The sequence below is a fragment of the Virgisporangium aliadipatigenens genome, assembly GCF_016863615.1.
GTDB lineage: Bacteria > Actinomycetota > Actinomycetes > Mycobacteriales > Micromonosporaceae > Virgisporangium > Virgisporangium aliadipatigenens.
This window is the reverse complement of the sequence record NZ_BOPF01000002.1, coordinates 299,625-326,275: the sequence shown is the minus strand read 5'-3', so window position 1 is coordinate 326,275 and position 26,651 is coordinate 299,625. Positions and strand designations below refer to the sequence as shown.

Genomic DNA, 26,651 nt, shown 5'->3' with positions numbered 1-26,651 from the left:
AGGATCTCGATGGGACTGACGAGGCGCGGCCTCATGACGGTCGCCGGTGCCGGAACTGTCGGCGGCACCCTGCTCGGCGGCTGCGCGATGGGCGGCGGCAACGACGACAGCGACAGCGCCGAGGGCGACGTCAACACCGCCAACCCGTTGGGCGTCAAGGAGGACGCGCCGCTGGAGGTCGTCATCTTCAACGGCGGCTTCGGCGAGGAGTACGCCAAGGCGCACGAGGCGATGTACAAGGAACGCTATCCGAAGGCCGAGATCAAGCACTCGGCCACGCAGAAGATCCAGGAGGCGATGCAGCCGCGCTTCGTCGCCGGCGACGTGCCGGACGTCCTCAACAACTCGGGCGGCTTCCAGATCGACTTCAACGGACTGGTGTCGCAGGGTTCGCTCGCCGACCTCGGGCCGCTGCTCGACGCGCCCACGCTCGACGACCCGAAGGTGAAGGTGCGCGACACGCTGCAGCCCGGCATCGTCGAGATGGGCACCTACGACGGCAGGTTCCTCTCGCTGAACTACGCCTACTCCGCCTACGGCATCTGGTACTCCGCGAAGCTCTTCGCCGACAAGGGCTGGCAGTACCCCAGGACGTGGGACGCGATGATCGCGCTGTGCAAGCAGATCAAGGCCGCCGGCATCGCCCCGTGGACCTATCCCGGTGTGCACGCGCGGTACATGAGCTGGCCGATCCTCGCGGCGGCCGGCAAGCTCGGCGGGCTCGACGTCCTCAAGGCCATCGACAACCTGGAGCCGAACGCCTGGAAGCACGAGGCCGTGCGGACGGCCGCGGACGCGTTCTACCAGTTGGCCGCCGACGGGTTGGTGCAGCCGGGCGCCGAGGGGATGGACCACATCCAGGCGCAGACCGAGTGGTCGCGCGGCAAGGCGGCGTTCTACTCCAGCGGCTCCTGGCTGGAGAACGAGCAGAAGGCCGTCACGCCGCCCGACTTCCGGATGGCCGTCTCCCCCGTGCCGTCGCTGAGCACCGGCGACAGGCTGCCGTTCGAGGCGATCCGCGGGGCCGGCAGCGAACCGTTCGTGGTGCCGGCGAAGGCGAAGAACCTGCGCGGCGGGCTGGAGTACCTGCGGGTGATGCTGTCGAAGAGGGGCGCCTCCGACTTCACCACTCGCGTCAACAGCCTCACGTCGGTACGCGGGGCCACGAGTTCCACTCCGGCGCCCGGGCTCACCTCCGTCACGAAACTGCTCGACGCCGCCGGCACGAACACGTTCACGTGGCTGTACAACTCCTACTACCGCAAGCTCGAACGGGAGTTCGTCAACGCGGCCTGCGCGGACATGTTCGCCAAGCGGATCAACGCGCAGCAGTTCGTCGACCGGTGCCAGCAGGCCGCCGACGAGATCGCGCGCGACTCCTCCGTCAAGAAGTACAAGAGGGCGTGAATGGCGCGGGGCAGATGGCTGTTCATCGTCACGTTCCTGGTCCCACCGCTGCTGCTGTACGGCGTCTTCGTGGTCTCGCCGTACGCGCAGGCGTTCCAGATCTCGGCCACCGACTGGGGCGGGCTCTCGCCGGAGTACGAGTTCGTCGGCCTGGACAACTTCCGTCGGCTCCTCGACGACGGCTATTTCTGGAACGCCCTGCGCCACAACGCCGTGCTGCTCGCGCTGCTGCCCGTGGTGACCATCGTCCTCGGACTGGTGCTCGCCTCGATGCTCAACGTCGGCGGGCGGCGCGACCGGGTGGGCGTGCACGGCGTGCGGGGCGCCCCGGTCTACCGCATCGTGTACTTCTTCCCGCAGGTGCTGTCGGTGGCCGTCATCGGCGTGCTGTGGAAGGAGATGTACGCGCCGAACACCGGCGTCGTCAACGGCACGCTGCGCGCGGTCGGGCTGGACGGCCTCGCGAAGCCCTGGCTGGGTGACCCGCGCTTCGCCTTCTGGTGCGTGGCCGTCGTCCTGCTCTGGAGCAACGTCGGGTTCTACGTGGTGCTGTTCAGCGCGGCGATGCAGTCGCTGCCCCGCGACATCTACGAGGCGGCGCTGCTCGACGGTGCCGGTCGGGTCACGACGCTGGTGCGCGTGACGGTGCCGTTGCTGTGGGACACCATCCAGGTGGCGTGGGTGTATCTGGCCATCCTGGCCATCGACGGGTTCGCGGTGGTGCAGATCGTCAGCGACGGTGGGCCGGGCTACGCGTCGGACGTCGTCGGGCTGCGCCTGTACAAGACGGCGTTCAACGAGTCGCAGTTCGGCTACGCGTCGGCGATCGGGGTGGCGATGTTCTTCCTGACGCTGTCGGTCGCGGCGGCGTTCCTGCGGGTGACCCGCCGGGAGAAGGTCGAAGCCGGATGAGGGACCGCGTCGTACCCGTGTTCTCGCACGGGTTCCTGTTCCTGTGGGCGCTGCTCACCACGTTGCCGCTGGTGTGGGTGGCGGTCAGCTCGTTCAAGAGCGACGAGGAGATCCTGACCGACCCGTGGGGCCTGCCGGCCACGCTGCGCTGGGACAACTGGGGCCGGGCCTGGAACGAGGCGCACATCGGCCGCTACTTCCTCAACAGCGCCGTGGTGGTGACCGGCGCGCTGGTGCTCACGATGCTGCTCGGCGCCATGGGCGCGTACGTGCTGGCGCGCTACCGCTTTCCCGGGCACCGGGTGGTGTACTTCGGGTTCGTCGGCGGGATGATGTTCCCCGTGTTCCTGGCGCTGGTGCCGCTCTTCTTCGTGGTGCGCAATCTCGGGCTGCTCGGCACGCTGCCCGGGCTGACGTTCGTGTACGCGGCGTACTCGCTGCCGTTCACGGTCTTCTTCCTCACGGCGTTCTTCCGCACGCTGCCCTCGACCGTGGCCGAGGCGGCGATGGTGGACGGCTGCGGCCACTTCGGACTCTTCTTCCGGGTGATGCTGCCGATGGCCCGACCGGGACTGGTGAGCGTGGGCATCTTCAACTTCCTCTTCCAGTGGAACCAGTACGTGCTGCCGATCGTGCTCATGCAGGGCGAGGGCGCCGAGAAGCGCTGGGTGCTGGCGCAGGGGCTGACCGCCCTGGCCGTCAACGAGGGCTACCGGGGCGACTTCAGCGGCCTCTTCGCCGGCATGACGATCGCGATCGTGCCGGTGCTGGCCGGCTATGTGGCGTTCCATCGACAGGTGCAGCGCGGGCTCGCGGCGGGGCAGCTGCGGTGACACCGGAACTGCTCGCGGCCGCCGGCAAAGCCCTGGGACGCCCGCTCAGCGAGGTGGCCCGGCTGGCCGGCGGCGAACGCGCCCACGTCGTCCGCGCCACGGTGGACGGCGGCCCGGAGACGGTCGTGGTGAAGGCGCACGCCCCCGGCCACGTCGACAACTGGCGCCGGGAGTCCGCCGCGCTGACCGTCCTCGGTGGACGCGGCCTGCCCGTGCCCGAACTCCTGGCCGTCGTCGCCGACCCGCCGCTGGTCGTGCTGCGCGACCTCGGCACCGGCCCGAACCTCGCCGACGCGCTCCTCGGCGACGACGCCGCGCGCGCCACGACGATGCTGCACGCGTGGGCCGACACCCTCGCCCGGCTGCACACGGCGACCACCGGCGACGCCGCCCGCCTCGCCGCCGCGAGCGGCACCGATCCGTCCACTGTGGACGTCATGCCGGCGCTGCTCGACGAGGCGGCCGGCACGCTCGCGGACCTGCTGCCCACGCTCGGCATCGCCCCGGAGCCGCGCGCCCTCGACGAACTGCGCGCCGCACCCGACGCCCTCAGCCCCGGCGCGCACGCGCTCACCCCGGCCGACGCGTGCCCGGACAACAACGTCCTCACCCCGGACGGGTTGGTGCTGCTCGACTTCGAACAGGCCGACCATCAGCACGTCGCCTGGGACGCGGCGTACCTGATCGTCCCGTGGCCGACGTGCTGGTGCTCGTGGGGCCTGCCCGCCGAGGTCGCCCGCACCGCCCTGGAACGCTGGCGCGCCGCCGCACCGTCCATTGTGGACAGCGACCTCGACGTGACGGTGTCGGCGTGGGCGTTCCTGTCCACGGCGTGGTTCCTGCGGGGCGCCTTCGAGGAGGCCGACACGCCACCCGGCGGCGGGCTGCGGGGACCCACCCGCCGCGCCGTCATCCGGCACCGGATGCGCCTCGCCGCCGAACGCCCGGACGTGCTGCCCCGGCTGGCGACGCTGGCCGAACGGGTCCTCGCGGCGACGGAATCCCGCTGGGGCGACGCGCCGCTCGCCGACGCGCCCGCCTACCGGAGCTGAACGAGCGTCAGGCGGGTCTGGTAGCGCTTGCTGATCCGGCCGCCGTGGTCGCCGTCGATGCGGCCCGCGACGCAGGCGAGCAGCCCGTCCCGCGCCGGCGCGGGCATCGCCCGGTGCCCCGAGTACGTCATCAGCAGGTCCAGGTACTGCGCGGTGGTGTAGGCAACCTCCCACTCGTAGCGGCGGAACAGCGCCGGGCCGAACCGCGCAGGCGCCGGCTCGACCGGTTCGTCGGGGATGCCGGCACCGGGCGTCGGGCGCAGTCCCGGCGGCGTTTGCGGGTCGAAGCGCTCGTAGCAGCGCTGCACGTCCACGAAGAACCGTTCGGTGCCGCCGGCGACGTGGTCGGTGGCGACGACCGCCAGGGATCCGCCGGGCCTCAGCAGATCGGCGGGCTTGCGGACCCGTACCTCCGGGTCGATCCAGTGGAACGACGTAGCCGCCAGCACGAGGTCGAACGGCTCCTCCGGCGCGGCCCACTCCTCGAAGGCGCCCACGTCGACCCGCACGTCCGGGAAGGCGCGCAGCTCGTGCCGGGCGACCGCGGCCAGGTCGGGGCTCAGTTCGACGGCGACGACGGTGCAGCCGAGGCGGGCCAGCGGGACCGTCGCCTGGCCGGTGCCGCAGCCGATCTCCAGCACCCGCGAACCCCGGGTCAGGCCGGCGAGGCGGGTCAGGTCCTCGAAGAGCGCGGCCGGATAGCCGGGACGCGCCCGGTGATACAGCTCGGCGGCCTCGCCGAACGTGGCGCGCAGGCGTTCGCGCTCGGCCCCGGTCAATCCGAAGAGGTCGGGATAGGTCACCCGGGGAGGCTAGTCCGCGGGGACGATCCGGGCCGCCGAATTCCGATCCGGGGTGGATGGCCGCGACGGCGGATCCGCGAAGACTCGCCGGTGTGTTCCGACTCTCCGACCGCGTCGCAGCGGTCACCTACGTCGTTCTCGTGCTGGGGATGTCGCTCGGCACGGCCACCGTGCTCGACGGGCTGGTGCTGGCGTTCTCGCCGGTGCTCGTGGCGCTGCTCATGATGCTGGCCGTCACCCGCGAGGGGTGGTCCGGGGCCGGGTGGCACCGGGTGGGCATCACCCGCCCGGGCCTTCGCACCTGGCCGCTCGCCGTCGGCACCACCGCCGGCGTGTGCGTGCTCGCCACGGCCGCCGTGGTGGCCCTGGGTGCGGCCCGCCCCGTCACCCCGGACGGGCCCTGGCTCAGGGAACCGAACCGAGATGCGTCTTGACCGTCGACTCCGGCACGTGCAGCCGCCCGGCGATCTCCGCGTTGCTGAGTCCCAGGCCGACGGCGGCCAGGATCTCCCGTTCCCGCGGGGTGAGCCGATCCGGTCCGGGCGGCGCGGGCACCGGTGCGGCCGGCGCCAGCACGAACGCGTCGATCAACCGGCGCACCAGGTGCGGGGCGACCGGCGCGTCACCGGCGTTCGCCGCGCGCACGGCCGCCAGCAGCGCCTCCGGCCCGGCCGTCTTGGCGAGGAACCCGGATGCCCCGGCCCGCAACGCCGCCACCAGGTTCTCGTCGCTGTCATACGTCGTGAGCATGACGACGCGGGGCGCGTGCGGCACGGTGAGCAGCCGGCGGGTCGCCTCGATGCCGTCGAGGCCCGGCATCGTGATGTCCATCAGCACCACATCGCAACGGTGCTCCGGGCGGGCCAGCAGGGCCAGCGCGGCGGCGCCGTCGCCGGCCGAGCCGACCACGGTCAGGTCCGGCGCCGCGTCGAGAATCATCGCGAAGCCGGCGCGGACCAGTTCCTGGTCGTCGACGAGGAAGACGCGGATCACCGGGCCGCCGCCGGGACGGTCGCCTCCACCAGGAAACCACCGGGCTGCGGACCCGCCTCGAAGGTGCCGCCCAGCTCGGTGACGCGTTCGCGCATGCCGGTGATGCCGTGGCCGGTGCCGGGCCGGGCCGTCGCGCCCCGGTCGGCGACCCGCACGCTCACCCCGGCGGCGGTGCGCCGCAGGGTCACCTCGGCGGCGCCGTCCGGGCCGGCGTGCTTGAGCACGTTGGTGAGGGACTCCCGCACCACGCGCAGCGCCGCCGTGCGCACCGGCGCGGGCACCCCGTCGAAGACGCTCGGGCGGGCGTCGAGCCGCACGTCGAGGCCGGCCGTGCGGACGGTCCCGACGAGGCGGTGCAGGGCGTCCGGGCGTTCCGGCTCGTCGCGCAGGAGGTCGATGAGGTGGTACACGTCGGCGAGGGCGGCCCGCGCGGTCTGCGCGACGGTGGCCAGGACCTCGCGTTCCCGGCCGGCCGCGTACCGGCCCGCGTCGGCCTGCACGATGACGACCGCCAGCGAATGCGCCACGATGTCGTGGACGTCGCGGGCGGCCACCAGGCGCTCCCGCTGCCGGTGGGCGATGTTCCGGCCGCGTACCAGGTTCCCGTTCCCTCAGATGAGAACGGTGAGGAGGGACAACACGGCGGCGGCCGCGAGCGCGTTGGCCCGGTACTCCGGCGGGGTGCTCCAGCGGAAGCCGGCGGCGACGCTGCCGGCGACGCCCACGACGAGCGCGGCGAACCGCGCCGCCCGCGACGGCACCCGTGCCGCGACGGTGTGCACGACCAGCGCCACGGCGAGGTCGGCGGGCAGCCAGAACGGCAAAGTGACGAGCTGCGCCACCGCGACCGCGCCCACGACGGCGGCGGCGCCCAGCGGGGAACGCCGCCGCCCGGCGAGCGGGACGACCAGCCCCAGCGACAGCAGCAGCCCGGTGGCACCGGCCAGCGCGACGCCGGCCGGCACGCACCCGGCGGCGAGCACCCCGGTGACGGCCGCGTCCACCCGTGCGGGATGCGCGGCCGACCACCGGCTCATCCGGAACGCGAGCGACTCCCCCACCGCCCGGATGATATTGGGTGCGTCCACCCGATCCTCGCGATCGGCAACACCGGACCCGTCGTGCCGGCCACGCCGTCGCCGGGCGCCACGGCGCCGACCTGACGGTGACCCCGAACCCCGACGGCGGGCCGACCGTGTCCGTGACCTTCTAGAGCAGGCTCGCGAGCGAGGCCTCCGGCCCGACGGTCTCGAGCCCGTGCTCCAACTCCTCCCGCACGTCCTCGACGGTGTCGTCATGGCCCAGCACCTCGGGGACGTCGTTGCTGACCTCGAACTGCTCGAGCAGGTCGTACGCCTCGCCGAGGGTGGACGCGCCGTGGCCGTGGGCCCAGCGCAGGGTGTTGCGGGCGGCGCCCGACGGCGAGAACTCCTCGTCCCAGCTGTCACTCATCGTCGTATCCCACCACTTCCCCGCCGATCACGGCGTCGAGTCGCGCCATCGCCCGCCCGTGGAGCACCTCCAGTTTGGCCACGAGACCCCGGCGGGTGTTGACCGACAGGGCGGGGCGGGTGGTGTGCGTGTCGATGGCCCGCTTCGCCGATCGGGTGATCGCGTCGATCCGGGCGACGGCCGCCGCGCGGCACCGCTCGACGGGGACCGTTCCCGCCGCTAGGCTCCGCGCGCACTCCTCGATCGCGGATCGGTAGGCGTGCTTGGTGTCCGCGAGGTTCATCGCGCTCCGAACTCGCGGTACATCACGTGCAGGCCGACCCGTCCCCGCGTCGGGTGCTCGAAGGCGCGCGGCACCGTCCCGACCACCTCGAAGCCGTGCCGGCGGTACAGCGCGACGGCCGATTCGTTGGTCTCGACGACCGCGTTGAACTGCATGGCCGCGTAGCCGTCCGCCGCCGCCCGGTCGACCGCGTGGCGCAGCAGCGCGGTGCCGACGCCGCGGCCGCGTTCCGGCGCGGCGACCATGAAGCTCGCGGTGCTGACGTGCCCGCCCGGGCCCGCGCGGTTGGGTCCCGTCTTCGCGGTGCCGAGGACCCGGTCGCCGTCGACCGCCACCACGGTCAGCCCCGGCGGTGTCTCGATCCAGGTGGCCCGCCCCTGCGCCTCGGTCATGCCGGGGTCGTACGGGAACGTCTCCCGCGCCCGTACGACCTCCCGCACGATCGCCCACACCTGGGGCCAGTCGCCGTCCCGGAACTCCCGCACCTGCACGGCGCACAGCGTGCCGCATCCGCGGCGCCGCCGCATCGGCTTTAGGCGCGCTAGTGTCTAGTGATGTCGTTCGATGGCGCGTTCACCCGGGTGGGCCGCTCGGCCTGGCTGCGCGGGCGTTTCGGCGCGATCCTCGACACCGCGCTGCCGCCGGAGGTGGAGCCGTTCTCGTTCGTGCCGCTCACCGGCCTGCGGGAGTTCGCCGCCGCGCTGCGCCTGCGTTCGGGCGAGACGCTGGTCGACCTGGCCTGCCCGCCGGGTTCACCGCCGTCGAGGTGCGTGAGCGGCCGGCCTGGGACACCCGCAAGCGGCACGCGTACGAGGCGCGCGCCAACCTGCCGACGGCCGACCGGCTGCGCCGGATCCTGGCTGTGGCACGGATCCCAATTCCTACCGACTAGAGGGGGATAGGCTCGCAGCATGAGCACCCAGCAGTGGAACGACTGGCACGAGGCCCACGAACGCCGTCGCGCCGACAAGCACGGCTTCCTCGCCGTGACCGGCCTGTACTGGCTCGGCCCGGATCCGCAGCGCATCCCCGACGCGCCCGGCACCTGGACGACCGGTCCCGACGGCGTCGTCGTCGAACTCGACGGGGGCGAGAGCCTGGTCGTCGACGGCACCACCGTCACCGGCCGCTACGCGTTCGGCCCGATCGAGGAGCGCAAGGAGATCAAGGCCGGCTGGGGCGACGCCGTCATCGAGGTGGCCCGCCGCGGCGGGTACGACATCGTGCGCCCGCGCCATCCGGACAGCCCGATCCTGAAGAAGTACAACGGCACGCCGGCCTACGCGCCGAGCGACGCGTGGGTGCTCGACGGGCGGTTCGTCCCGTCCGACCCGCCGCGCCAGGTGACCGTCGGCGCCGCCGTCGAGGGTCTGGAGCACGTGTACGAGTCGCCGGGGCGCGTCGAGTTCGAGGTGAACGGCACCCCGCTGGCGCTGACCGTGTTCAACGGCATCGCGGCCGGCACGTTCCAGGCGCTGTTCACCGACGAGACGTCCGGCGTCACCACCTACGCGGCCAACCGCAACCTGAACATCGGGCCGCCGGACGCCGACGGCCACGTGGTGCTCGACTTCAACCGGGCGACCAACCTGCCGTGCGCGTACACGGAGTTCGCCACCTGCCCGCTGCCCCCGGCGGAGAACAGGCTGCCGATCGCGGTGGAGGCCGGCGAGCAGTACCCACCGAATCCGTAGCCCCTTGCGCCGCTTGCTTTGATGGAGCGGTGCTCGAACTCACCGGCGTGGCAACCGTCGCCGACCTCGCGGCGGTGCTGCGCCGGCTGCGGCTGCGCCAGGCCCGCGCGATCGGCGCGCACCGGGTCAGCTACCGGGCGCTGGCGAAGAAGGCCGGCTGGTCGCACGGCATCGTCGGCGGCTACCTGAGCGGGACGAGCCTGGCACCGGCGGACCGGTTCGACGCGTTGACGCAGCTGCTCGGCGCGACGCCGGCCGAACAGCGGGCACTCGCCACCGCGCGGGACCGGGTCGAGGAGCTGCGGCGGGCGGCGGGTCCGGTGGCCCGGCCGGTTCCCCGGCACCTGCCTCCCGACGTCGCCGGGTTCACCGGCCGGGTGACGGAGCTGGCGTTCCTCGACGCGCTCGTGACGCCGCCCGTCGACGGGGTGCGGATCGTGTCGGTGACCGGCACGGCCGGCGTCGGCAAGACCTCGCTGGCGGTGCACTGGGCGCACCGGTGGCGGGCCCGGTTCCCGGACGGGCAGCTGCACGTGGACCTGCGCGGCTACGACCCGGGTGCCCCGCTCGGCGCGCACGAGGCGCTGGCCGCGTTGCTCGGCGGGCTCGGGATCGCCGGCGCGGACCTGCCGGCCGACGTGCACGCGCGGGCGGCGCTGTTCCGCGGCGAGACCGCCGACCGCCGGCTGCTGATCCTGCTGGACAACGCCGCAACGGCCGAACAGGTGCGCCCGCTGCTGCCCGGCACGGCCTCCTGCCTGGTGCTGGTGACCAGCCGGGACTCCCTCGCCGGCCTCGTGGTGGGGCACGGCGCCGCCCGGCTCGACCTCGACCTGCTGCCGGCCGCCGACGCCGAACGCCTGCTGCACGCCCTCATCGGCCCGCGGGTCGACGCCGAGCCCGACGCGGCGCGGCTGCTGGCGCGGCGGTGCGCGCGGCTGCCGTTGGCGCTGCGGGTCGCCGCCGAACTGGCCGCCGCCCGCCCCACGACCACGCTCACGGCCCTGGCCGCCGAACTCGCCGACGAGCGCCGGCGGCTGGACCTGCTCGACGCGGGCGGCGATTCCCGGGTCGACGTGCGGGCGGTCTTCTCGTGGTCGCTGCGCCAGCTCTCGGCCGCCGACGCGCGGGTGTTCGGGCTGCTCGGCCGGCATCCGCACACCGACGTGGACGGCTACGCGACGGCCGCGCTCGCGGGCCTGCCGGCCGTGCAGGCCCGGGCGGCGCTGGACCGCCTGTCCCGCAAGCATCTGATACGCCCGCTGGACGGCGGCCGGTACGGCATGCACGACCTGCTGCGGGCCTACGCGCGTGACCTGTCCACAGTAGACAGTGATGGGTCACTGGATAGGCTCGCGCACTACTACCTCGGGACGGCGTGTGCGGCGATGGACCGGCTGTACCCCGCCGAGGCGCACCGCCGGCCGCGGGTCCCGGCGCCCGCCACGGACCTGCCCGACCTCGACGGCCCCGGGGCCGCCCTGGCGTGGCTCGACGCCGAGCGCGCGTGCCTGATCGCGTTCGCGCGCAACGCCGCCGCGCGGGACCGGGCCGCGGACGCGGTGACCCTGTCGGTGACGCTCTTCCGCTACCTGTCCAACAACCACGCCGAGGAGGCGCTCAGTCTGCACTCGACCGCGCTCGACGCGGCGACGCGGGCCGGTGACCCGGCCGGCCAGGCGGAGGCGCACAACGGGCTCGGCGGCATGTACCTGGTGCTCGGCCGCAACGACGAGGCCGCCGCCCACCTCGAACGCGCCCTCGCGCTGTCGCGCGGCCTGGGCGACCACGCGGGGGTGGGCCGGGCCGCCGGGCACCTCGGCATGGTGCAGCTGTCCCGCGGCGACTTCCGGCGCGCGCTGCCGTACCACGAGCAATCCCTTGCCGCGCAACGCCTCGCGGGCTACGAGGTGGGCGAGGCGCGGGCGCTCAACAACCTCGGCGCGACGGAGCAGCGCCTCGGCCGCCCCGAACGCGCCGTGCAGCACATCGTCGCCGCGCTCGCCGTCATGCGCCGCCACGGCGACCGGGACGGTGAGGCGGTGGCGACGGTCAACCTCGGCGACGCCTCGCTGCGGTGCGCTCGCGACGCGGAGGCCGAGAAGCACTACCGCGCCGCGCTGGTGCTCTTCGGCGAGACCCGCAACCGGCACCTCCACGCGTGGGCGTGGCTCGGGCTGGGCCGCGTCGCGTCACGCGCCGGCGATCACGCCGACGCGGGCCTGCACCACCGGCGGGCGCTGGAGATGTTCCGCGAGGTGGGCGAGCACAACGACGGGACCGCGTCGGCGCTCAACGGCCTCGGTGCGGTCGCCCTCGCGCAGGGCCGTCCCGAGCGTGCGCTGGACGAGCACCTGGCCGCCCTGGAGTCGGCGCGCCTGGGCGAGTGCCTGGACCAGGAGGCGTTCGCCCACGTCGGGTTGGGGTGGTCGCATCAGGCCCTCGGCGACCCGCGGCTCGCCCGCGAGCACTGGGACCGGGCCCTCGCGATCTACGACGACCTCGGCCTTCCCGAGGCCGACGAGGTCCGCGCCCGGCTCTCCGCACTCGGTCGAACGGGCTGAGGAGCGCCACCGCGCGTCACATCTCGCGCCACGACTCCGCCTCCCGGCGCCGCGCCGCCGCGGCGTACAGGAAGCCGGGTCCGAGGCCCAGGGCCGCGAAGCCGATGAAGAAGCTCGCCCCGAACCACGGGTTCAGCGGCTCGCCCTCGGGGTGCGTCTTGCCGGCCTCGCCGAAGAAGTAGCCGGCCGACAGGACCAGCACCACGATGAACGCGATCCCGAGGCCCAGGTAGATGTTCGCCCGCCGGGTGGCCCGCGCCGCGCGCGCCTCGGGCGGCAGCGCGGCCAGCCCGCTGCGTTCCTCGCGGCGGCGCCGCAGGATCTCGCGGGCCTCCTCCTTGGACAGTCCCAGGTCGGACAGGAGGCGGCGCTGCGGGATCAGCAGGGCGAGGCCGATCAGCATCCCGAGGCCGCCGCCGAGGACCAGCGGGACGTCGTTGGCGATGAGCAGGGCGAGCAGCGCCACGAGCAGCGCGAGCGTGACGACGAGGGAGATCTTGAGATTGCGGTCGGAGCGGACCAGCCGGTCGAGCTCCTCCTGGCTGAGGCTGCGCATGGCCGGGGACGCTATCGCCCGGCCGGGCGTTCGACGCCTCGCGTTGGACAAGGTCGGACGACCTCATACCCCGGACAGGAACGCGCGGACGAGCGGGTGCGCGCGGGTGCCGTCGCCGGCCAGTTCGGGCTGGAAGAGGGTCGCCAGGAAGAACGGGTGCCCGGGCAGCTCCGCGATGCGCACCTCGCCGTCGTCGTCGTGCCCGGTGAAGCGCAGGCCGCCGGCCCGCAACGGTTCCAGGTAGCGGGGATCGAGCCCGTACGCGCAGTGGTAGCGCTCGACGGTGTGCGCGGCGCCGAGCGCCCGCTCGGCGAGGGTTCCCGGGGTCACCCGCACCGGGCCCTCGTGCCCGACGAGTGAGCAGGACAGCGGCACGATCAGCGGTTCGTCGGCGTGGGGGTCGTTCTCGGCGTGGCCGGCGTCGGCCAGTCCGCAGGCGCCGCGCGCGTACTCCAGCAGGGCGTGCTGGAAGCCGCCGCAGGTGCCGAGGAAGCGGGTGCCGGTCTCGCGGGCGTGGCGGACGGCGTTCAGCGCGCCGGCCTCGCTGGCGTACGGGCTGCCGGGCAGGAGCCACACCGCGTCGAAGCCGTCGAGCGCGTGCGGCTCGGCGGCGTCGGTGGTGGGTACCCAGACGGCGTCGACGTCGAGGCGGTCGTTGGTGCGCAGGGCGTCGAGCAGGGTCGGGATCCGCGCGTGGGAACGCACGTGCGGCGAGCGGTCGCCGACGAGCGCGAGCGTGGTAGCGATCATGCGATCATCCTCGGCGGGTCGTGCGCATCAGGTCCAACGATGATCCGTGGTGCCCACATGAGCGATGCTGATGTCGTGGACCCGCACCTGCTCAGAACGTTCGTGGCGGTGGCCCGGCACGGGTCGTTCTCGCTCGCGGCGGCGGACCTCGGCTACACCCAGTCGGCCGTCTCCCAACAGATCGCCGCCCTCGAACACGACCTCGGCGTCACGCTGCTGCACCGCCGCCCGGTGCGCCCCACCTCGGCCGGCACCCGCCTGCTCCAGCACGCCGCGCCGCTGCTGCTGCGCCTCGACGCCGCCCGGGCCGACGTGCGCGACGCCGCCGAACCGCCGGGGAGCCTCACGCTCGGGTTCTGCGGCCCCACGGCCGGCCCGGTCGCCGCGGCACTGGCCGCCGTCCGCCGCGAACGCCCCGACGCGCCGCTCGCGCTGCGCACCCTGCCGCGCGCCGAGATCCTGGCCGCGGTGGCCGCCGGCACGCTCGACGCGGGGCTGGTCGACGGGGTGGTCGCGCCGACCGACCCGCTGCCCGGCACGGCGGCCCTGCGCACCGTGCCGATCGCCGAGTCGCCGGTGGCGGTGGCGTTCCCGCCGGGGCATCCGCTCGCCGCGCGCGGCGGAGTGCGGCTGTCCGATCTCGCCGACGCGGTCTGGATCGACAGCGCGCTCCTGCCCGACGTGCGGGCGGCCGCCGGCCTCGACCGGGCCCGGGCGGTGCTCACCTATCCGGGCGGCGACTCCGCGACGCTGCTCGCGTTGGTGGCGGCGGGCCACGGGCTGACCGTGCTGCCCGCGACCGCCGCACCGCAGGGCGTGCCGGTCACGGCGCCGCGGTTGGTGCACCGCGTCGACCTGGTCCACACCCACGCCCCCGGCCCACTGTTGACGGCGCTGATCAACGCGCTCAAGTAGCGGGGCCTTACGCATGTCAAACGCCCCGATAACCCGCACAAGGCCCCACCACTTGCGGCCGCGCCCCACGCGCGGCCGCGCGAGCGAAAATCAGCGCTTCGCCTCCGCGAGCAGGGCGACGATCTCCTCGGCCGGCGCGGGCCGCTCCCGGTACGGCTGCACGTACACCGGCGTGTCGCGCTCCTGCCGCCAGCTCTCGTCCAGCGGCCCCGCGTCGACCGCGTCGTAGCCGACGGCGTCGAGGAACGCCGTCGCGGCGGCCTTCGCGCCCGCGTCGTCGGCGGCGATCGGCAGGGCGCTGCGGTCGGCGGCCCCCTTCGGACGGGCGAGCGCGGCGAGATCCACGTAATAGATGTTGTTGAACGCCTTCACCACGTGCGCGCCGGCCAGGTGCTCCCGCAGCAGGCCGCTGGTCGTCGCGGTGCCCTCGTCCAGCGCGGCGACCCGGCCGTCGCGATCGGGGTAGTAGTTGTTCGTGTCGAGCACGGTCTTGCCGGCGAGCGGCGCGGCCGGCACGGCCTTGTAGGCGTGCAGCGGAACGGTCACCACCACGAGGTCGCCCGCCTGCGCCGCCTCGGCCGGGGTGGCCGCCCGGGCCCGCGGCCCCAGCTCCTTCACCAGGTCGGCCAGGGTCTGCGGGCCGCGCGAGTTGCTCAGCACCACGTCGTAGCCCGCCGCGATCGCGAGCCGCGCGACGGTCGAGCCGATGTTGCCGCTACCGATGAATCCCACAGTGGTCATGACCGGCCCAACCTACCGGGACAGTGTGCAATTCCTGGTGTGTCGGGCCGGTCACACTTTCCGCTACTCGAACGGGCAGCCCGGGTTCGGCGCGTCCCGCGAGAACGGGCTGCCGGTGGGCAGGACGTACAGGACGTGCAGCACGAGCTCGGTGTCGCCGAGGTTGCGGCCGATGTGGACGTTGCCGCTGCCGGGCGCCTCGACGATCGGGCTGTTCTTCGGGTAGACCCCGTCGGAGGCGCACGTCGAGTCGAAGTGGCTCAGCGTGCCCTCCTTGACCCACGCGAAGAGGGTGCCGTCGTGGTAGTGCCACCCGGTGTCGGTGTGCGGCGGCAGGTGGATCTCCCGCAGGGTCAGGTCCTGGTCGCCGACGGTCTTCTGCCACAGGATCGTCCCGGTCACGCCCGGATCGGGCGGTGTGGCGCGGGCGGGCGCGCCGAGCAGGGAGAGCGCGGCGGCCGCGGCCGCCAGGGTGGCGCCGGCTCGGCGGATGATGCGCGTTCTAGACATATGCGGCAGTCTCGCACCCCGGCGTCGATCTGTGCGCGACGGCGTGGCCGACTCCGGTGAACTCACCAGTCCCCTGGTTCGACACCCCGGTCGGTGAGCACGGCGTGCACGGCTCAACCGATCAGCTTCTCCTCGGTGATTTGACCGTCCTTCACCGTGAACGCCCACACCGCCGATGTGCTCGGGTCGAGGTCGCCCTTGACGGTGAACCTGATCCGGTGCGACACACCCACCCTGTCGTACGAGTCCACGTAGCTCGCCACCTCGGCCCGCGTCACCTTGCCCACGGCCATCGCGTCGAGAAACACGTTCGCGGCGTCGTACGCCTCCGGCGCGTTGTAGCCGACCTTGTTGAACCGCTTCTTGTAGTCCTCACCGAAGTTCTCATTCGCCTCGAGCGGCGGCACGCACGGGCACGTGATGACGACGCCCTCCGCGTTCTCCTTGCCGGCCTTTTCGACGAACGAGGAGCGGAAGATCCGGTCCCAACCAATGATCTTGATGTCCTTCCGGGCCGCGCGGACCTGCTTCACGAACTCGCCACCCGCTGCCGGATAGCCCAGGTAGTAGACCGCGTCCGCCGTCGCCGAGGTGATCTGGTCGACGATGCCACCGAAATCGGTCTGGTTCGTCTCGATGTCGGCCCGGCCGACGAACGCCGTGTTCAGCTTCACCCGCGCGTCGGCGGCCATCTCCAAAGTCGGGTCGTCCTTGTCGGCGACCACGAAGACCTTCCGCGCCCGAAAGTCGTTCAACAGGTAACGCACCGCCGCGGCGTTCTGGTCCGCGTCCGATGCCACAGTCCGGTAAAACGTCTTGTACCTGCCGCTGAACTCCGACATCGACAACGCCGGCGAGATCACCGGAATGCCGGCGGCGTCGAGGATCGGCAGCACCCGCAGCGCCTCGTCGTACCAGAACGGCCCCACCACGCCCACAATCAACGGATCCGCGGTGATCTCATGCGCCAGCCGCGCCGCCGTCTCGGCCTCGCCCTTCGTGTCGAACTCCCGCAGCGACGCCGCGCAGCCCGCGTGTTCCCGGTTGAAATTGTCGATCGCCATCTGAACGCCGTTGCGCGCGGCCTCGCTGTCGGCCTTGGCGTCCCCGCTCAGCACACCGAGATAAGCGATCCGGTAGCCGCACGCCGGAGAGGCCGCCACGGCGCCCCCCACACGATCCGGCCCACGCTCGGAGATTCCTCTCAGCTGCGCCGTCAGCCCGAGGACGAGAACGACCAGAGCAACGGCCCCCGCCAGGGCAATCGTCCGATCCCGCCGGCGGCCGAAAGACCACCCGACCGGTTGAACCGCCGCCGGAATGACCCCGAGGTCGAGTACCGGAAGCCCATGTCCCGCTCGTGGGAACGCAGGAGCCGGCTCGAGCACCTGCTCCGGACTGTCGGTCCAGAGCCGGTCGCCGCACAACGCCGCGAACACGCGACCGCCGAACGTTCGCGGCGCGGGAGAACCGCCGGCACCGGGCACCCGGACGCCGCAGAGGTCGTCCAGCAGCCGCGACAGGAAGCCGTCACTTCCCCGCATCGACGTTTCCTCCCAGACCGCCCGCGATCGCGCGGGCCGTCAGCATGAGCTTCTCGGTCACGACCGGAGCCGCCATTCCGACCGCGGCGGAAGCGGACGCTGAATCGATCTTTCCGTCGGCACCGAGAACAAATGCGAGAATGAAAGATCCACCGAGTCGCAGCACGACCGCTGTCATGAGCGGTGCGATCTCGTTCCGCTTCCGCCATGGCCACCGCCGCGACTTGTACAGATCGCCGGCGAATTGGAATACCTCTATGACGGTTGCGCCGGCGAGCCCGAGCATCGCACAGTGAAGGGCGGTCACCGGGACAGGCTAGCGATTTCATCGATGATCGGCGGAAACGTCGGACGCACTGTCCGGAATCGAACCGTTCGGCTTTCATCCCGCGCACGAACGTATGGCCGACACATACGCGACCCGCGTGGCGCGGATGGCTACACAGGTGGCGCGATCGGCTACTGATCATCGCGCCGCCCGCTCCTAGCGTGATCGGGGCAACCCCTCCCGAGGAGCGTGAACATGTCCTGGTCGGCAGCCGACATCCCGGATCAGCGCGGCCGCGTGGCGGTGGTGACCGGCGCCAACGGCGGCCTCGGGTTCGCCACGGCGCGGGCGCTCGCCGCGAAGGGCGCACACGTCGTGCTGACCGCCCGCGACGGCGAACGGGGTGCGGCGGCCCTCGATCGGCTGGGCGACGCTTCGGCCGAGTGCGTGGAGCTGGACCTCGGTTCGCTGGAGTCCGTCGCCCGCGCCGCCGAACGGATCCTCGGCGCGCACCCGCGGGTGGACCTGTTCATCGCCAACGCCGGCGTGATGGCGACGCCGCAGGGGCGCACCGTCGACGGGTTCGAGACGCAGCTGGGCGTCAACCACCTGGGGCACTGGGCGCTCACCGCGCACCTGCTGCCGGCGCTGGTGCGCGCGCCGGCCGCCCGGGTCGTCACCGTGACCAGCAACGCCCAGCACAGCGGCCGGCCCCTCAACGCGAAGGAACGCCGCTACGACCCGTTCCGCGCGTACGACGACTCCAAGCTCGCCAACCGGCACTTCGCGCAGGGGCTGGACCGCCGGTTCCGGGCGGCCGGGCTGCCGGCGCGGGCGCTCACCGCGCACCCGGGCGCCACCCGCAGCGGCCTCGCCGTGCACCTCACCGGGCGCGGGCTGCGCAGCGGGCTGCTGCCCCGCCTGGCCAACCGCTACGGCATGTCCCCCGAACGCGGTGCGCTCAGCCAGCTGCGCGCCGCCACCGATCCCGACGCCGAGGGCGGCACGATGTACGGGCCGCGCTGGTTCATGGGCGGGCCGCCGGTGCGCCGCCGGCTGATCCGCCCGGGCGCCGACGAGGCGATCCGCGTGCTGTGGGAGATCTCGCGGCGGCTCACCGGCCTCGACGTCGATGTCGCTAGTGTGCGGGCGTGACCGCGGATTTGTTCACGTTCCCCTCCGCGACCGGTGCGATCCTCGCCGATCTCGGCGTCGCGCCCGGCCCCGTGCTGCGCACCGCGGGCCTTCCCGAGGATCTCTTCCGCAACGCCCAGGTGACGCTGACCGCCGCGCAGTTCTACCGGGTGTTCACCGCCCTGGAGGAGGCCACCGGGGATCCCGCGCTAGGTGCCACGATGGCCCGGCTGATGACCGCCGAGACGTTCCAGACGCCGCTGTTCGCCGCGCTGTGCAGCCCCGACCTGACGCACGCGGCAGCGCGGATCGCCACGTACAAGCGCCTCGCCGGCCCGCAGAAGCTCACGGTCACCACGGGCGGCGACGGGTTGAGCGTCACCACCGAGATGCCGCCCGCGCCGGAGCCGCCGGCCGGCCTGGTCGCCTACGAGCTGGCGTTCTGGGTGGCGCTCGCGCGGCTCGGCACCCGCGCCCGCGTCGTCCCGGCCCGGGCCACCATGCCGGCCCCGCCGGCCGCCGACGGGTACCGCGCCTACCTGGGGATTCCGATCGAACCGGGCCCCTCGGTCACGGTCACCTTCACCGCACACGACGCGCGGCTGCCGTTCCTGACCGTGAACGCCGCCATGTGGCAGGTGTTCGAGGCGGACCTGCGCCGGCGCCTCGCCGATCTGGACCGGGTGGAGTCGACGGCCGACCGGGTCCGCGCCGCCCTGCTCGAACTCCTGCCCGCCGGCCAGGGCACCGCCGCGCACGTGGCCCGCCGGCTGGCGCTGAGCAGCCGAACCCTGCAGCGCCGGCTGGCCCGCGAGGGCACCACCTTCCAGGCCGTCCTGGAACGGACCCGGCTCCGGCTGGCCCGGCACTACCTGAGCCGTCCGGAGATCACCGTCGGCGAGATCGCGTTCCTGCTCGGATACGACGAACCGAGCTCGTTCTACCGCGCGTTCCACCAGTGGTCGGGCACCACCCCGCAGCAGGCGCGCCACCTCAACGGGGAGGCCGGCCGGCCCACCCGGAGCGGGTGATCTCGTACTCGACCTCGCCCTGCTCGGTCCCGGGCACCGGATCGTCGAACTCCAGGTGGAACGTGCGCACGTAGCGCATGCCGAGGCGTTCCATCACGCGCCGGGAACCCGTGTTGACGGTCATGGTCGTCGCGATCACCCGCGCCAGCCCCACGGTGTCGAACCCGTGCGCCAGCAGGGCCCGCGACGCCTCGCTCGCCAGCCCCTGTCGCCAGTGCCGGCGGAGCAGCCGGTAGCCCAGCTCGGCGGCGCCCGGCTGATCCGTCGGCGGCAGCATCATCAGCCCGACGAAGTCGTCCTCCGGCGTGAACGCCATCCAGTTGCCGAGCCCGTCGACCGGGACGGCCGCCGCCATCCGCCGCTCGTGGGCGACGGCCACCTCGTCCCGGCTGCGGGCGCGCCCGAAGAGGAAACGCAGCACCTCCGGATCGGAGTCCAGCTCCACCTCGAGGTCGAGGTGCTCGTCGGCCAGGGGCACGAGGACCAGCCGCTCGGTCCGCAGAACGGGTTGCGCCACGCCCCCACTTCTACACGCCCCGGTACCGTGGACGAAACGCAATATAAGGGGGGTGGCGATGACCGAGCGGAAGCCGCCCGGCATGCGGTTCGAGTCCTGGATCGACAGGCAGATCCGCGAGGCGGCCGAGCGCGGCGACTTCGACGACCTCCCCGGTGCGGGAAAGCCGTTGCCGGATCGCGGCAGCGCCTACGAGGAGGACTGGTGGCTGCGCAGCTTCCTGAGCCGGCACGAAGCGTCGGCCGACGGGATGCTGCCACCGGCGGTGCTGATCCGCCGGCAGGTCGACGAACTGCGCGAGACGGTGCGCGGCCTGTCGGACGCCGCACGGGTGCGCGAGTTCGTCGAGGCGCTCAACACGAGCATCCGGGCGTCGTGGCGGGCACCCGACGACGGACGGCTGCCGGTGAAGCTGGTCGACGTCGAGAAGGTGCTCGCACAGTGGCACGAGGACCGCGCCGCCGCGCGCGAGGAACGGCCGAAAACGCCGGAAGTACCCGCACATGCGGGCAAGCCCAAGCGGCGGTGGTGGCAGAAACGACTGTCGCAAACCGCCGAGTAGACGATCACGTCTAGCGATCCACGCCGAACAATGAAACTCTATTTACAACTGAAGAACGGGGTCGTCGCGAAGGGTGCCCATGCCGACATCGGTCTCGCGCCGTCAGGTCGTCTCCACGCTGTTCCGGGATCCCATGCAGGCGCTGGTCGACGCCGCCAACCGCGCCGACGGCCAGGTCGTGCGGCTCAACCTCGGGACGTTCCGGCCGTATCTGGTCACCGATCCCGAACATCTGCAGCACGTGCTGCGCGACAACGCCGCCAACTACGTGCGCGACGGCAAGGGCCTGCTGTGGCGGCCGGTGCGCCGGGCCGTCGGCGAGGCGATCCTGGTGACCGAGGGGCCGCAGTGGGAGTCGAGCCGCGGCGTCCTGCAGCCGCTGTTCACCAAGCCGCGCCTGGACACCATGGTCGCCGAGCTGGAACGGGCGATCGGCGCGGCCGTCGATCCGCTCGACGCGGACGCCGCCGCGGGACGGCCGGTGCGGGTGGACGAGATGCTGACCCGCATCGTGTGCGGGGCGACGATGCGGGTGCTGTTCGCCGACCGGATCTCGGTGCCGGACGCCATGCGCATCGTGGACGCGCTCGGGACGGTCGCCACCACGATGGTGTCCCGCTTCGCGGTGCCGTTCATGCCGGACCGGGTGCCGATGCCGGGTGACCGGGCGTTCGACGCGGCGGTGCGGACCATCGACGCCATCGTGTACCCGGTCATCCACGACGCGCTGCGGGAGCCGGGCGACGGGCAGGACATCGTGTCGGCCCTGTGCCGGCAGCGCGACGTGCCGCTGCGCCGGATCCGCGACGACGTGGTGGCGATGTTCTCCACGGCGACGGAGACCACCATCGCCGTGCTGTCGTGGCTGTGGCCGGTCCTCGCCCGGCGGCCCGACGTCGAGGAACGCCTCACCGCCGAGAGCGGCGCGACCGGCGCCTACACCCGCTGCGTCATCGACGAACTGCTGCGGCTGTGGCCGGCCGGTTGGATGATCCCGCGCACCGCCGTCGCCGAGGAGGTGCTGGACGGGACGCGGATCCGGGCGGGCGGCACGGTGCTGGTGAGCCCCTACGCGACGCAGCGGCTGGACGCCCTGTGGGAGCGGGCCGACGAGTTCGACCCGGACCGCTGGGCGGCGAAGCGGCGACATCATCGCTTCGCGTTCTTCCCGTTCGGGGGCGGGCCGCACCAGTGCCTGGGCCAGCACCTGTTCCTGCTGGAGGCGCCGCTGATCATCGCGACGCTGCTGCGGCGCTTCCGGTTCCGGGTCGAGGGGCCGGCCGACCTGACGCCCCGGCTCGGCGCGTCGCTGCGCCCGAAGGTGCCGGCACGCGTGGTGCTGACCCCGCGGTGACCGACCCGCTGGCATCCGCGGCGCAGGTGGGGCGGATCGCGGCGCTGGCCGCGGCCGGCGAGCGGGACCTGCGGCGGCGCGTCGCCGAGTATCCCGACCTCTTCGCGGACCGGAGCTTCGACGCCGCGCTGCTGCACGCCGTCGCGCTGGCCAACGCGACGGCCGCGCCGGAGTCCACCGTGGACGCGCTGCGGGTGGCCGACCGGGCCACGCTGTTCGTCTTCGCGCTCGACCGGCTGGTCGACGCCGGCGCCGCGGATCCCGGCCCGGCGCTCGCGGACTGCCGCGCCGTCGCCGCCGGGGCACCCGCCGTGGGCGACCTGGGCCGGCTCCTCGCCGTCGTCCGCGCCGACATCCCGAGCGGGCGCCGGCCCTTCTGGTCGGCCGCCCTCGACAAGACCATTACCGCGATGGAACGGGAAAGGCGCTGGCTCGCCGGCCCCGGACCGTCCTTCGCGGAGTACCTCGACAACGCCGACAACACCGGCTTCGTCTTCGTGGCCGTGTCGCACTGGCTGCGCACGCTGGACGGGCTGTCCACACTGGACGGCCTCCTGACGGCCGCCCGGGCGGGCCAGCGGGTGCTGCGCCTCGTCAACGACCTCGCCACCCACGACCGCGACGCGGCGACCGGCGACCTCAACGCGCTCGCGCTGGTCGACCGTTCCACCGTGGAGGGTGCGCTGGACCGGGAGACCCGGCGTTTCCGGCGGCTGCTCGACGGCCTCGAACCGGCTCAGGGCGCGGTGCTGGCCCGCCAGATCGGCTTCGCCGTCGGGTTCTACGACGTCACCGACTTCTGGGGCGGCCGGTGAACGACGCGCCGGTGGCCGCAGCCCGGCGGCTGGTGGCCGGCCTGCTGGCGGAGCCGTTCGGGCGGGTGGCGCCGTCGGTCTACGAGACGGCCCGCCTCGTGGTGCTGGCGCCGTGGCTGTCCGGGCACGCCGCGCGGGTGCGGTTCCTGGTCGAACGGCAGCATCCCGACGGCACCTGGGGCATGCCGGGCGGGTACGCGCTGGTGCCGACGCTGAGCGCGGTCGAGGCGCTCGCCGCGGTGCGCCGCGGGGACGTTCCCTCCTGGGGAACGCGGGCCGACCTCGCCTCGGCCGTCGACCGGGGAACGCGCGCGCTGAAGCTCCTGCTCGACGGCCGCACACCGCTGCCGGACACCCCGGCGATCGAACTGATCGTGCCGGCGCTCGCCGAACGGCTCGCCCTGCTCACGCCGTTCGACCGGACAAGGCTGGCGGCGCTGCGCGAACGGATCGCGGACGGACGGCCGGTACCACCGAAGGCCCGGCACTTTCTGGAGGTCCTGGGCGACGGCCCGGCGCAGGACGGCATCGTCGGCGCCTCCCCCGCCGCGACGGCCGCGCGGCTGAGCCCCGCCGGAGCGGACTTCCTCCGAACGCTCACCGCCCGCCACGGCGGCCCGGTACCCTGCCCCACCCCGATCCCCGCCTTCGAGACGGCGTGGGTGCTCTCCTGGATCGCCCGCAGCGGCATGCCGGTCGAGGTGCCGCCGGCGCTGCTGGACTCCCTCGCCGCCGGCCTGGGCCCGACCGGGATCGCGACCGGCCCGGGCCTGCCGACCGACGCCGACACCACGGCCGTGACGCTGTACGCGCTGTCCCGGCTGGGACGCCCGCCGGACCGCGACGCCCTGTGGCACTACCGCACCGCGCACGGCTTCTGCACCTGGCCCGGCGAGGACGGCTTCTCGGTCAGCACCAACGCGCACGTGCTGGAGGCGCTCGGCCGGCGCTCCGGGGAGTCCGCGGCGCTCACGCAGGTGCTGGTCGGCCGGCAGCTCCCGGACGGTTCGTGGCAGGACCGCTGGCACGCCTCCCCCTACTACGCCACGGTCTCCTGCGCGCTCGCGCTCGAGAGCGCCGGTCGCGGGCCGGCGGTCGCCGCGGCGCTGCGGCGGGCGACGGAGTGGGTGCGGGCCACGCAGCGCGCCGACGGCTCCTGGGGCCGCTTCACCGCAACGGCCGAGGAGACCGCCTACGCCCTGCACCTGCTCGCGCGCCGGCCCGGGCCGGTCGACGACGCGCTGCGCCGGGGCACCGCGTTCCTGCGCGCCGCCGTCGACCACCCGCGTCCCACCTTGTGGTATGGCAAGGAGTTGTATCTACCGGAGTCCATAGTGGAGGCGGCAATACTTTCGGCGCTGTTCATCACGCGTGAACTATGACTGATACGCAGGTATTCGGGAATTTTGCCCGTCCTTACGCGGTATCCGCCCCGTCTTCCGCTTGAGACCCCGAACGGGCACTGCTAGCGTGCCGCAGTGCCCGCGATCTTTCCAAGGCGCCGCAAGGCTTCCGGTGCGGTGCGTTCCCGTACCACCAATCTACGAGGCAAGATCGTCGCGCTGCTGCTCTCCCTGGTGCTGCTCTGGGCGTTCGCCGCCTGGGTGACCGGGCGGGAAGGGCTCGGCCTCCTGTGGGTGCAGACCCACAACAGCAAGATCTACCAGCCGAGCGAACCCCTGCTGCTCGACCTGCAGACCGAGCGTCGCCTGTCGACCGCGTACCTCGGCGGGCCGGCCACCGCACCCCGCGACGCCCTGGCCGCGGCGCGCGCCGACGCCGAACGGCACGCCCGGGCGTTCCGCTCCTCGGTGCAGGACTGGCAGGCCGACCTCGCCACCGGCGACGAACTGCGCGCCCGCATCGACGGCCTGCTCGCCGGCCTCGACGCGCTCACCGCCACCCGCAAGGCGGTCGACACGCGCACCATCGACCGGAGCAAGGCCGCGGACGCGTTCACCGGCGTCATCGACGGCATCTTCCGGGTGTACGACTCCCTCGCCGGCCTCGACGACAAGGAGATCGCCGCCGACGCGGCCGCGCTCATCCAGCTCAACCGCATGTGGGAGCTGATCTCCCGCGAGGACGCCATGTTCACCGGCGTCATCGCGGCCGGCTCGATGACCGCCACGGAGCACCACCAGTTCACGCAGTTCGTCGGGACGCAGCGCTTCCTCGGCACCGAGACGGCCGCCAAGCTCACCGAGGCCGACCGCGCCCGCTACGACGCCGCGGCCGCCGGCCCGGACTTCACCCGCCTGCGCGCCCTCGAGGACAAGGTCGTCAACGAGGCCAAGGCCGGGGCCAAGCCGCCGGTGTCCAACGAGGAGTGGCGGGCCGCCGTCGAGCCGGCCCTGGCCACCCTGCACGGCGTGGTGCTCACCGGCGGCGACGACATCGTGGGGCGTTCCACGCCGGTGGCGCTGGGCGTGCTGCTGCGGCTGCTCCTCGCGGCCGGCCTCGGCCTCATCGCCGTCATCGCCTCGATCGGCCTGTCGATCTCGACCGCCCGCGCCCTCGTGGCCCGCCTCGAGCAGCTGCGCGACGCGGCCCACCACCTGGCCGACGAGCGGCTGCCGGACGTCGTCAACCGGCTCGGGCAGGGCGAGAAGCTCGACGTCGCCGCCGCCGCGCCGCCGCTGGCCCTCGGCGACGACGACGTGATCGGGCAGGTGACGACGGCGTTCAACGCGGTGCAGGAGACCGCGATCCGCACCGCCGTCGAGCAGGCCGAGCTGCGGCGCAGCGTCCGCGACGTGTTCCTGTCCATCTCGCGGCGCACCCAGGCGCTCGTGCACCGGCAGCTGACGCTGCTGGACCGGATGGAACGCCGCGAGGACGACCCGCAGGACCTCGAGGACCTGTTCCGGATCGACCATCTGGCGACCCGGATGCGGCGCAACGCGGAGAACCTGCTGGTGCTCACCGGCGCCAACCCCGGCCGCGTCTGGCGCCGGAACATCCCGGTCGTCGACGTGGTGCGCGCCGCCGTCGCCGAGGTCGAGGACTACACCCGGGTGAACGTCCTGCCGCTCGGCCCGGTCGAGCTGACCGGCCGTTCCGTCGGCGACGTGATCCACCTGCTGGCGGAGCTGATCGACAACGCCCTCTCGTTCTCCCCGCCGCACACGGTCGTGGAGATCAAGGGCCAGCTCGTCGCGAACGGCTACGTGGTCGAGATCGAGGACCGCGGCCTGGGCATGAGCCCGGAGGACCTGGCCGTCGCGAACGAACGCATCACCAGCGACCGCGAGTACCGCCTGTCGGACAACGCCTCCCAGCTCGGCCTCTACGTCGTCAGCCGGCTCACCGCCCGGCACGGCGTGCGGGTGCAGCTGAAGGACTCCGCCTACGGCGGCACGCTCGCGATCGTGCTGCTGCCGCTTTCGATCGTGGCCGTCCACGACGCCGAGCCCGACGAGCCGGCGCCGCTGCCCCTGCCGGCGGAGCCCACGGCGGCGGCCGCGGCCCGCCCGGCTCCCCCGACGCGGACCGCGGCCACGAACGCCGCGGGCGCCCCCGAGAACGCCCCGCCGGGTGCGGCCGACCTGCCGCCGCCCGCACCCGCACCGCTGCCGCCGCTGCCGCAGCGGCCCTCGCCGGTGCCGTCCGCCGGTCCCCGCCACGCCCGGCCACCGTCCGATGTGGACGGTGCGACGGCCGGCGCCGCGGTGTCCCAGGAGGACGCCGACACCGTTGCGCTCGGCGGCTCGCAGACCCCGTCCGGGCTGCCGATCCGGGTCCGCCAGCGGCGCCCCACCGCCGGCCGGGCCGCCCCGCCCGCGCCGGGTTCCGGCCCCGCCGAGGAGCCGCCGTCCGAACCGGCCGTCACCGACGGCTCGTCGCCGGAGGACATCCGCCGCCGGATGGGTTCCTACCAGCAGGGCACCCGCGAGGGCCGGGCAGCGGCCGCGCGCCTCACCGACCCAGACGCCGCGGAATAACTCCCCGCCGCCGCGTC

At 73.4% G+C, this 26,651-nt stretch carries 30 protein-coding genes; 16 read left to right on the top strand and 14 right to left on the bottom strand.

From position 1 onward, the window contains the following. The first annotated feature begins 9 nt into the window (after window positions 1-9). From ngcE to Val02_RS02135, 4 genes are read left to right on the top strand one after another with little or no spacing between them, the layout of a single operon-like run. A complete protein-coding gene (ngcE, locus tag Val02_RS02150; RefSeq protein ID WP_203897107.1) occupies window positions 10-1,407 on the top strand; it encodes an N-acetylglucosamine/diacetylchitobiose ABC transporter substrate-binding protein in 1,398 nt (465 codons plus the stop codon). Continuing rightward, window positions 1,408-2,319, top strand: a complete 912-nt coding sequence (locus tag Val02_RS02145; protein ID WP_203897106.1) for a carbohydrate ABC transporter permease — start codon at window positions 1,408-1,410, stop codon at window positions 2,317-2,319. Continuing rightward, a complete protein-coding gene (locus Val02_RS02140; protein ID WP_203897105.1) occupies window positions 2,316-3,152 on the top strand; it encodes a carbohydrate ABC transporter permease in 837 nt (278 codons plus the stop codon). The genes Val02_RS02145 and Val02_RS02140 overlap by 4 nt, the downstream gene beginning before the upstream one ends. Continuing rightward, window positions 3,149-4,204, top strand: coding sequence for a phosphotransferase family protein (locus tag Val02_RS02135; RefSeq protein WP_203897104.1), 1,056 nt, complete (start codon window positions 3,149-3,151; stop codon window positions 4,202-4,204). Before Val02_RS02140 ends, Val02_RS02135 begins: the two co-directional genes overlap by 4 nt. Here the strand turns inward: Val02_RS02135 and Val02_RS02130 are convergent. Next, window positions 4,192-5,007: a class I SAM-dependent methyltransferase gene (locus tag Val02_RS02130; RefSeq protein WP_239151643.1), complete on the bottom strand. Its 816-nt coding sequence runs from the start codon at window positions 5,005-5,007 to the stop codon at window positions 4,192-4,194. The two genes, Val02_RS02135 and Val02_RS02130, sit on opposite strands and share 13 nt — an antisense overlap. A 92-nt stretch (window positions 5,008-5,099) precedes the next feature. Here Val02_RS02130 and Val02_RS02125 point away from each other — a divergent pair, with 92 nt between their 5' ends. Continuing rightward, window positions 5,100-5,441 (top strand): hypothetical protein, encoded by a 342-nt coding sequence (locus Val02_RS02125; RefSeq protein ID WP_203897103.1) that lies wholly within the window; start codon window positions 5,100-5,102, stop codon window positions 5,439-5,441. Here the strand turns inward: Val02_RS02125 and Val02_RS02120 are convergent. The 6 genes from Val02_RS02120 to Val02_RS02095 all read right to left on the bottom strand — a co-directional run bounded on the left by Val02_RS02120 (window position 5,413) and on the right by Val02_RS02095 (window position 8,226). Next, on the bottom strand, window positions 5,413-6,000 hold the full coding sequence (locus Val02_RS02120) for a response regulator (RefSeq protein ID WP_239151634.1): 588 nt from the start codon (window positions 5,998-6,000) through the stop codon (window positions 5,413-5,415). The two genes, Val02_RS02125 and Val02_RS02120, sit on opposite strands and share 29 nt — an antisense overlap. Further along, on the bottom strand, window positions 5,997-6,554 hold the full coding sequence (locus Val02_RS02115) for a sensor histidine kinase (RefSeq protein ID WP_203897102.1): 558 nt from the start codon (window positions 6,552-6,554) through the stop codon (window positions 5,997-5,999). The genes Val02_RS02120 and Val02_RS02115 overlap by 4 nt, the downstream gene beginning before the upstream one ends. A 57-nt stretch (window positions 6,555-6,611) precedes the next feature. Further along, entirely contained in the window at window positions 6,612-7,061 is a 450-nt protein-coding gene (locus Val02_RS02110) for a DUF7134 domain-containing protein (protein ID WP_203897101.1), read from the bottom strand. Window positions 7,062-7,209: 148 nt separating this feature from the next. After that, window positions 7,210-7,452 (bottom strand): hypothetical protein, encoded by a 243-nt coding sequence (locus Val02_RS02105; protein ID WP_203897100.1) that lies wholly within the window; start codon window positions 7,450-7,452, stop codon window positions 7,210-7,212. Continuing rightward, a complete protein-coding gene (locus Val02_RS02100) occupies window positions 7,445-7,735 on the bottom strand; it encodes a hypothetical protein (protein WP_203897099.1) in 291 nt (96 codons plus the stop codon). Before Val02_RS02100 ends, Val02_RS02105 begins: the two co-directional genes overlap by 8 nt. After that, complete coding sequence (locus Val02_RS02095; RefSeq protein WP_203897098.1) at window positions 7,732-8,226, bottom strand: GNAT family N-acetyltransferase; 495 nt, start codon at window positions 8,224-8,226, stop codon at window positions 7,732-7,734. The genes Val02_RS02100 and Val02_RS02095 overlap by 4 nt, the downstream gene beginning before the upstream one ends. Before the next feature lie 63 nt (window positions 8,227-8,289). Between Val02_RS02095 and Val02_RS02090 the strand changes: the two genes are divergently transcribed. The 3 genes from Val02_RS02090 to Val02_RS02080 are packed head-to-tail and all read left to right on the top strand — an operon-like array spanning window position 8,290 to window position 11,993. Further along, the gene (locus tag Val02_RS02090; RefSeq protein ID WP_203897097.1) at window positions 8,290-8,637 is read left to right on the top strand and encodes a hypothetical protein; all 348 of its coding nucleotides are present in this window, start codon (window positions 8,290-8,292) and stop codon (window positions 8,635-8,637) included. Between the two features lie 9 nt (window positions 8,638-8,646). Then, window positions 8,647-9,429, top strand: a complete 783-nt coding sequence (locus Val02_RS02085; protein WP_203897096.1) for a DUF1684 domain-containing protein — start codon at window positions 8,647-8,649, stop codon at window positions 9,427-9,429. A 29-nt stretch (window positions 9,430-9,458) separates the two neighbouring features. Continuing rightward, window positions 9,459-11,993, top strand: coding sequence for an ATP-binding protein (locus tag Val02_RS02080; protein ID WP_203897095.1), 2,535 nt, complete (start codon window positions 9,459-9,461; stop codon window positions 11,991-11,993). Window positions 11,994-12,009: 16 nt separating this feature from the next. Here the strand turns inward: Val02_RS02080 and Val02_RS02075 are convergent, their stop codons facing one another. Both Val02_RS02075 and Val02_RS02070 read right to left on the bottom strand, forming a co-directional pair. Next, entirely contained in the window at window positions 12,010-12,549 is a 540-nt protein-coding gene (locus Val02_RS02075; RefSeq protein WP_203897094.1) for a hypothetical protein, read from the bottom strand. A gap of 63 nt (window positions 12,550-12,612) precedes the next feature. Beyond that, window positions 12,613-13,299, bottom strand: a complete 687-nt coding sequence (locus Val02_RS02070; protein ID WP_203897093.1) for a CTP synthase C-terminal region-related (seleno)protein — start codon at window positions 13,297-13,299, stop codon at window positions 12,613-12,615. Window positions 13,300-13,356: 57 nt separating this feature from the next. Here Val02_RS02070 and Val02_RS02065 point away from each other — a divergent pair, with 57 nt between their 5' ends. Further along, window positions 13,357-14,214, top strand: a complete 858-nt coding sequence (locus tag Val02_RS02065) for a LysR family transcriptional regulator (protein ID WP_239151615.1) — start codon at window positions 13,357-13,359, stop codon at window positions 14,212-14,214. A 90-nt stretch (window positions 14,215-14,304) separates the two neighbouring features. Here Val02_RS02065 and Val02_RS02060 read toward each other — a convergent pair whose 3' ends face one another. From Val02_RS02060 to Val02_RS02045, 4 genes are all read right to left on the bottom strand, one after another. Beyond that, on the bottom strand, window positions 14,305-14,955 hold the full coding sequence (locus tag Val02_RS02060; RefSeq protein WP_203897092.1) for an NADPH-dependent F420 reductase: 651 nt from the start codon (window positions 14,953-14,955) through the stop codon (window positions 14,305-14,307). Between the two features lie 63 nt (window positions 14,956-15,018). Then, window positions 15,019-15,465, bottom strand: coding sequence for a cupin domain-containing protein (locus Val02_RS02055; protein WP_239151589.1), 447 nt, complete (start codon window positions 15,463-15,465; stop codon window positions 15,019-15,021). 113 nt (window positions 15,466-15,578) lie between these two features. Beyond that, window positions 15,579-17,009, bottom strand: a complete 1,431-nt coding sequence (locus Val02_RS02050; protein ID WP_203897091.1) for a branched-chain amino acid ABC transporter substrate-binding protein — start codon at window positions 17,007-17,009, stop codon at window positions 15,579-15,581. Further along, on the bottom strand, window positions 16,996-17,316 hold the full coding sequence (locus Val02_RS02045) for a hypothetical protein (RefSeq protein ID WP_203897090.1): 321 nt from the start codon (window positions 17,314-17,316) through the stop codon (window positions 16,996-16,998). The genes Val02_RS02050 and Val02_RS02045 overlap by 14 nt, the downstream gene beginning before the upstream one ends. A 216-nt stretch (window positions 17,317-17,532) precedes the next feature. Here Val02_RS02045 and Val02_RS02040 point away from each other — a divergent pair, with 216 nt between their 5' ends. Next, window positions 17,533-18,432: an oxidoreductase gene (locus Val02_RS02040; protein ID WP_203897089.1), complete on the top strand. Its 900-nt coding sequence runs from the start codon at window positions 17,533-17,535 to the stop codon at window positions 18,430-18,432. Then, the gene (locus Val02_RS02035) at window positions 18,429-19,442 is read left to right on the top strand and encodes an AraC family transcriptional regulator (RefSeq protein WP_203897088.1); all 1,014 of its coding nucleotides are present in this window, start codon (window positions 18,429-18,431) and stop codon (window positions 19,440-19,442) included. The genes Val02_RS02040 and Val02_RS02035 overlap by 4 nt, the downstream gene beginning before the upstream one ends. Here Val02_RS02035 and Val02_RS02030 read toward each other — a convergent pair. Next, on the bottom strand, window positions 19,405-19,959 hold the full coding sequence (locus tag Val02_RS02030) for a GNAT family N-acetyltransferase (RefSeq protein WP_203897087.1): 555 nt from the start codon (window positions 19,957-19,959) through the stop codon (window positions 19,405-19,407). The two genes, Val02_RS02035 and Val02_RS02030, sit on opposite strands and share 38 nt — an antisense overlap. 58 nt (window positions 19,960-20,017) lie before the next feature. Between Val02_RS02030 and Val02_RS02025 the strand changes: the two genes are divergently transcribed. The 5 genes from Val02_RS02025 to Val02_RS02005 all read left to right on the top strand — a co-directional run bounded on the left by Val02_RS02025 (window position 20,018) and on the right by Val02_RS02005 (window position 26,634). Then, the gene (locus tag Val02_RS02025) at window positions 20,018-20,521 is read left to right on the top strand and encodes a DnaJ family domain-containing protein (protein ID WP_239151575.1); all 504 of its coding nucleotides are present in this window, start codon (window positions 20,018-20,020) and stop codon (window positions 20,519-20,521) included. Between the two features lie 79 nt (window positions 20,522-20,600). After that, on the top strand, window positions 20,601-21,875 hold the full coding sequence (locus Val02_RS02020) for a cytochrome P450 (RefSeq protein ID WP_203897086.1): 1,275 nt from the start codon (window positions 20,601-20,603) through the stop codon (window positions 21,873-21,875). Then, the gene (locus Val02_RS02015; protein WP_203897085.1) at window positions 21,872-22,690 is read left to right on the top strand and encodes a terpene synthase family protein; all 819 of its coding nucleotides are present in this window, start codon (window positions 21,872-21,874) and stop codon (window positions 22,688-22,690) included. Before Val02_RS02020 ends, Val02_RS02015 begins: the two co-directional genes overlap by 4 nt. Next, window positions 22,687-24,072 (top strand): prenyltransferase/squalene oxidase repeat-containing protein, encoded by a 1,386-nt coding sequence (locus tag Val02_RS48105; protein WP_275415534.1) that lies wholly within the window; start codon window positions 22,687-22,689, stop codon window positions 24,070-24,072. The genes Val02_RS02015 and Val02_RS48105 overlap by 4 nt, the downstream gene beginning before the upstream one ends. Before the next feature lie 96 nt (window positions 24,073-24,168). Beyond that, the gene (locus tag Val02_RS02005) at window positions 24,169-26,634 is read left to right on the top strand and encodes a sensor histidine kinase (RefSeq protein WP_275415533.1); all 2,466 of its coding nucleotides are present in this window, start codon (window positions 24,169-24,171) and stop codon (window positions 26,632-26,634) included. Window positions 26,635-26,651 lie beyond the last annotated feature (17 nt).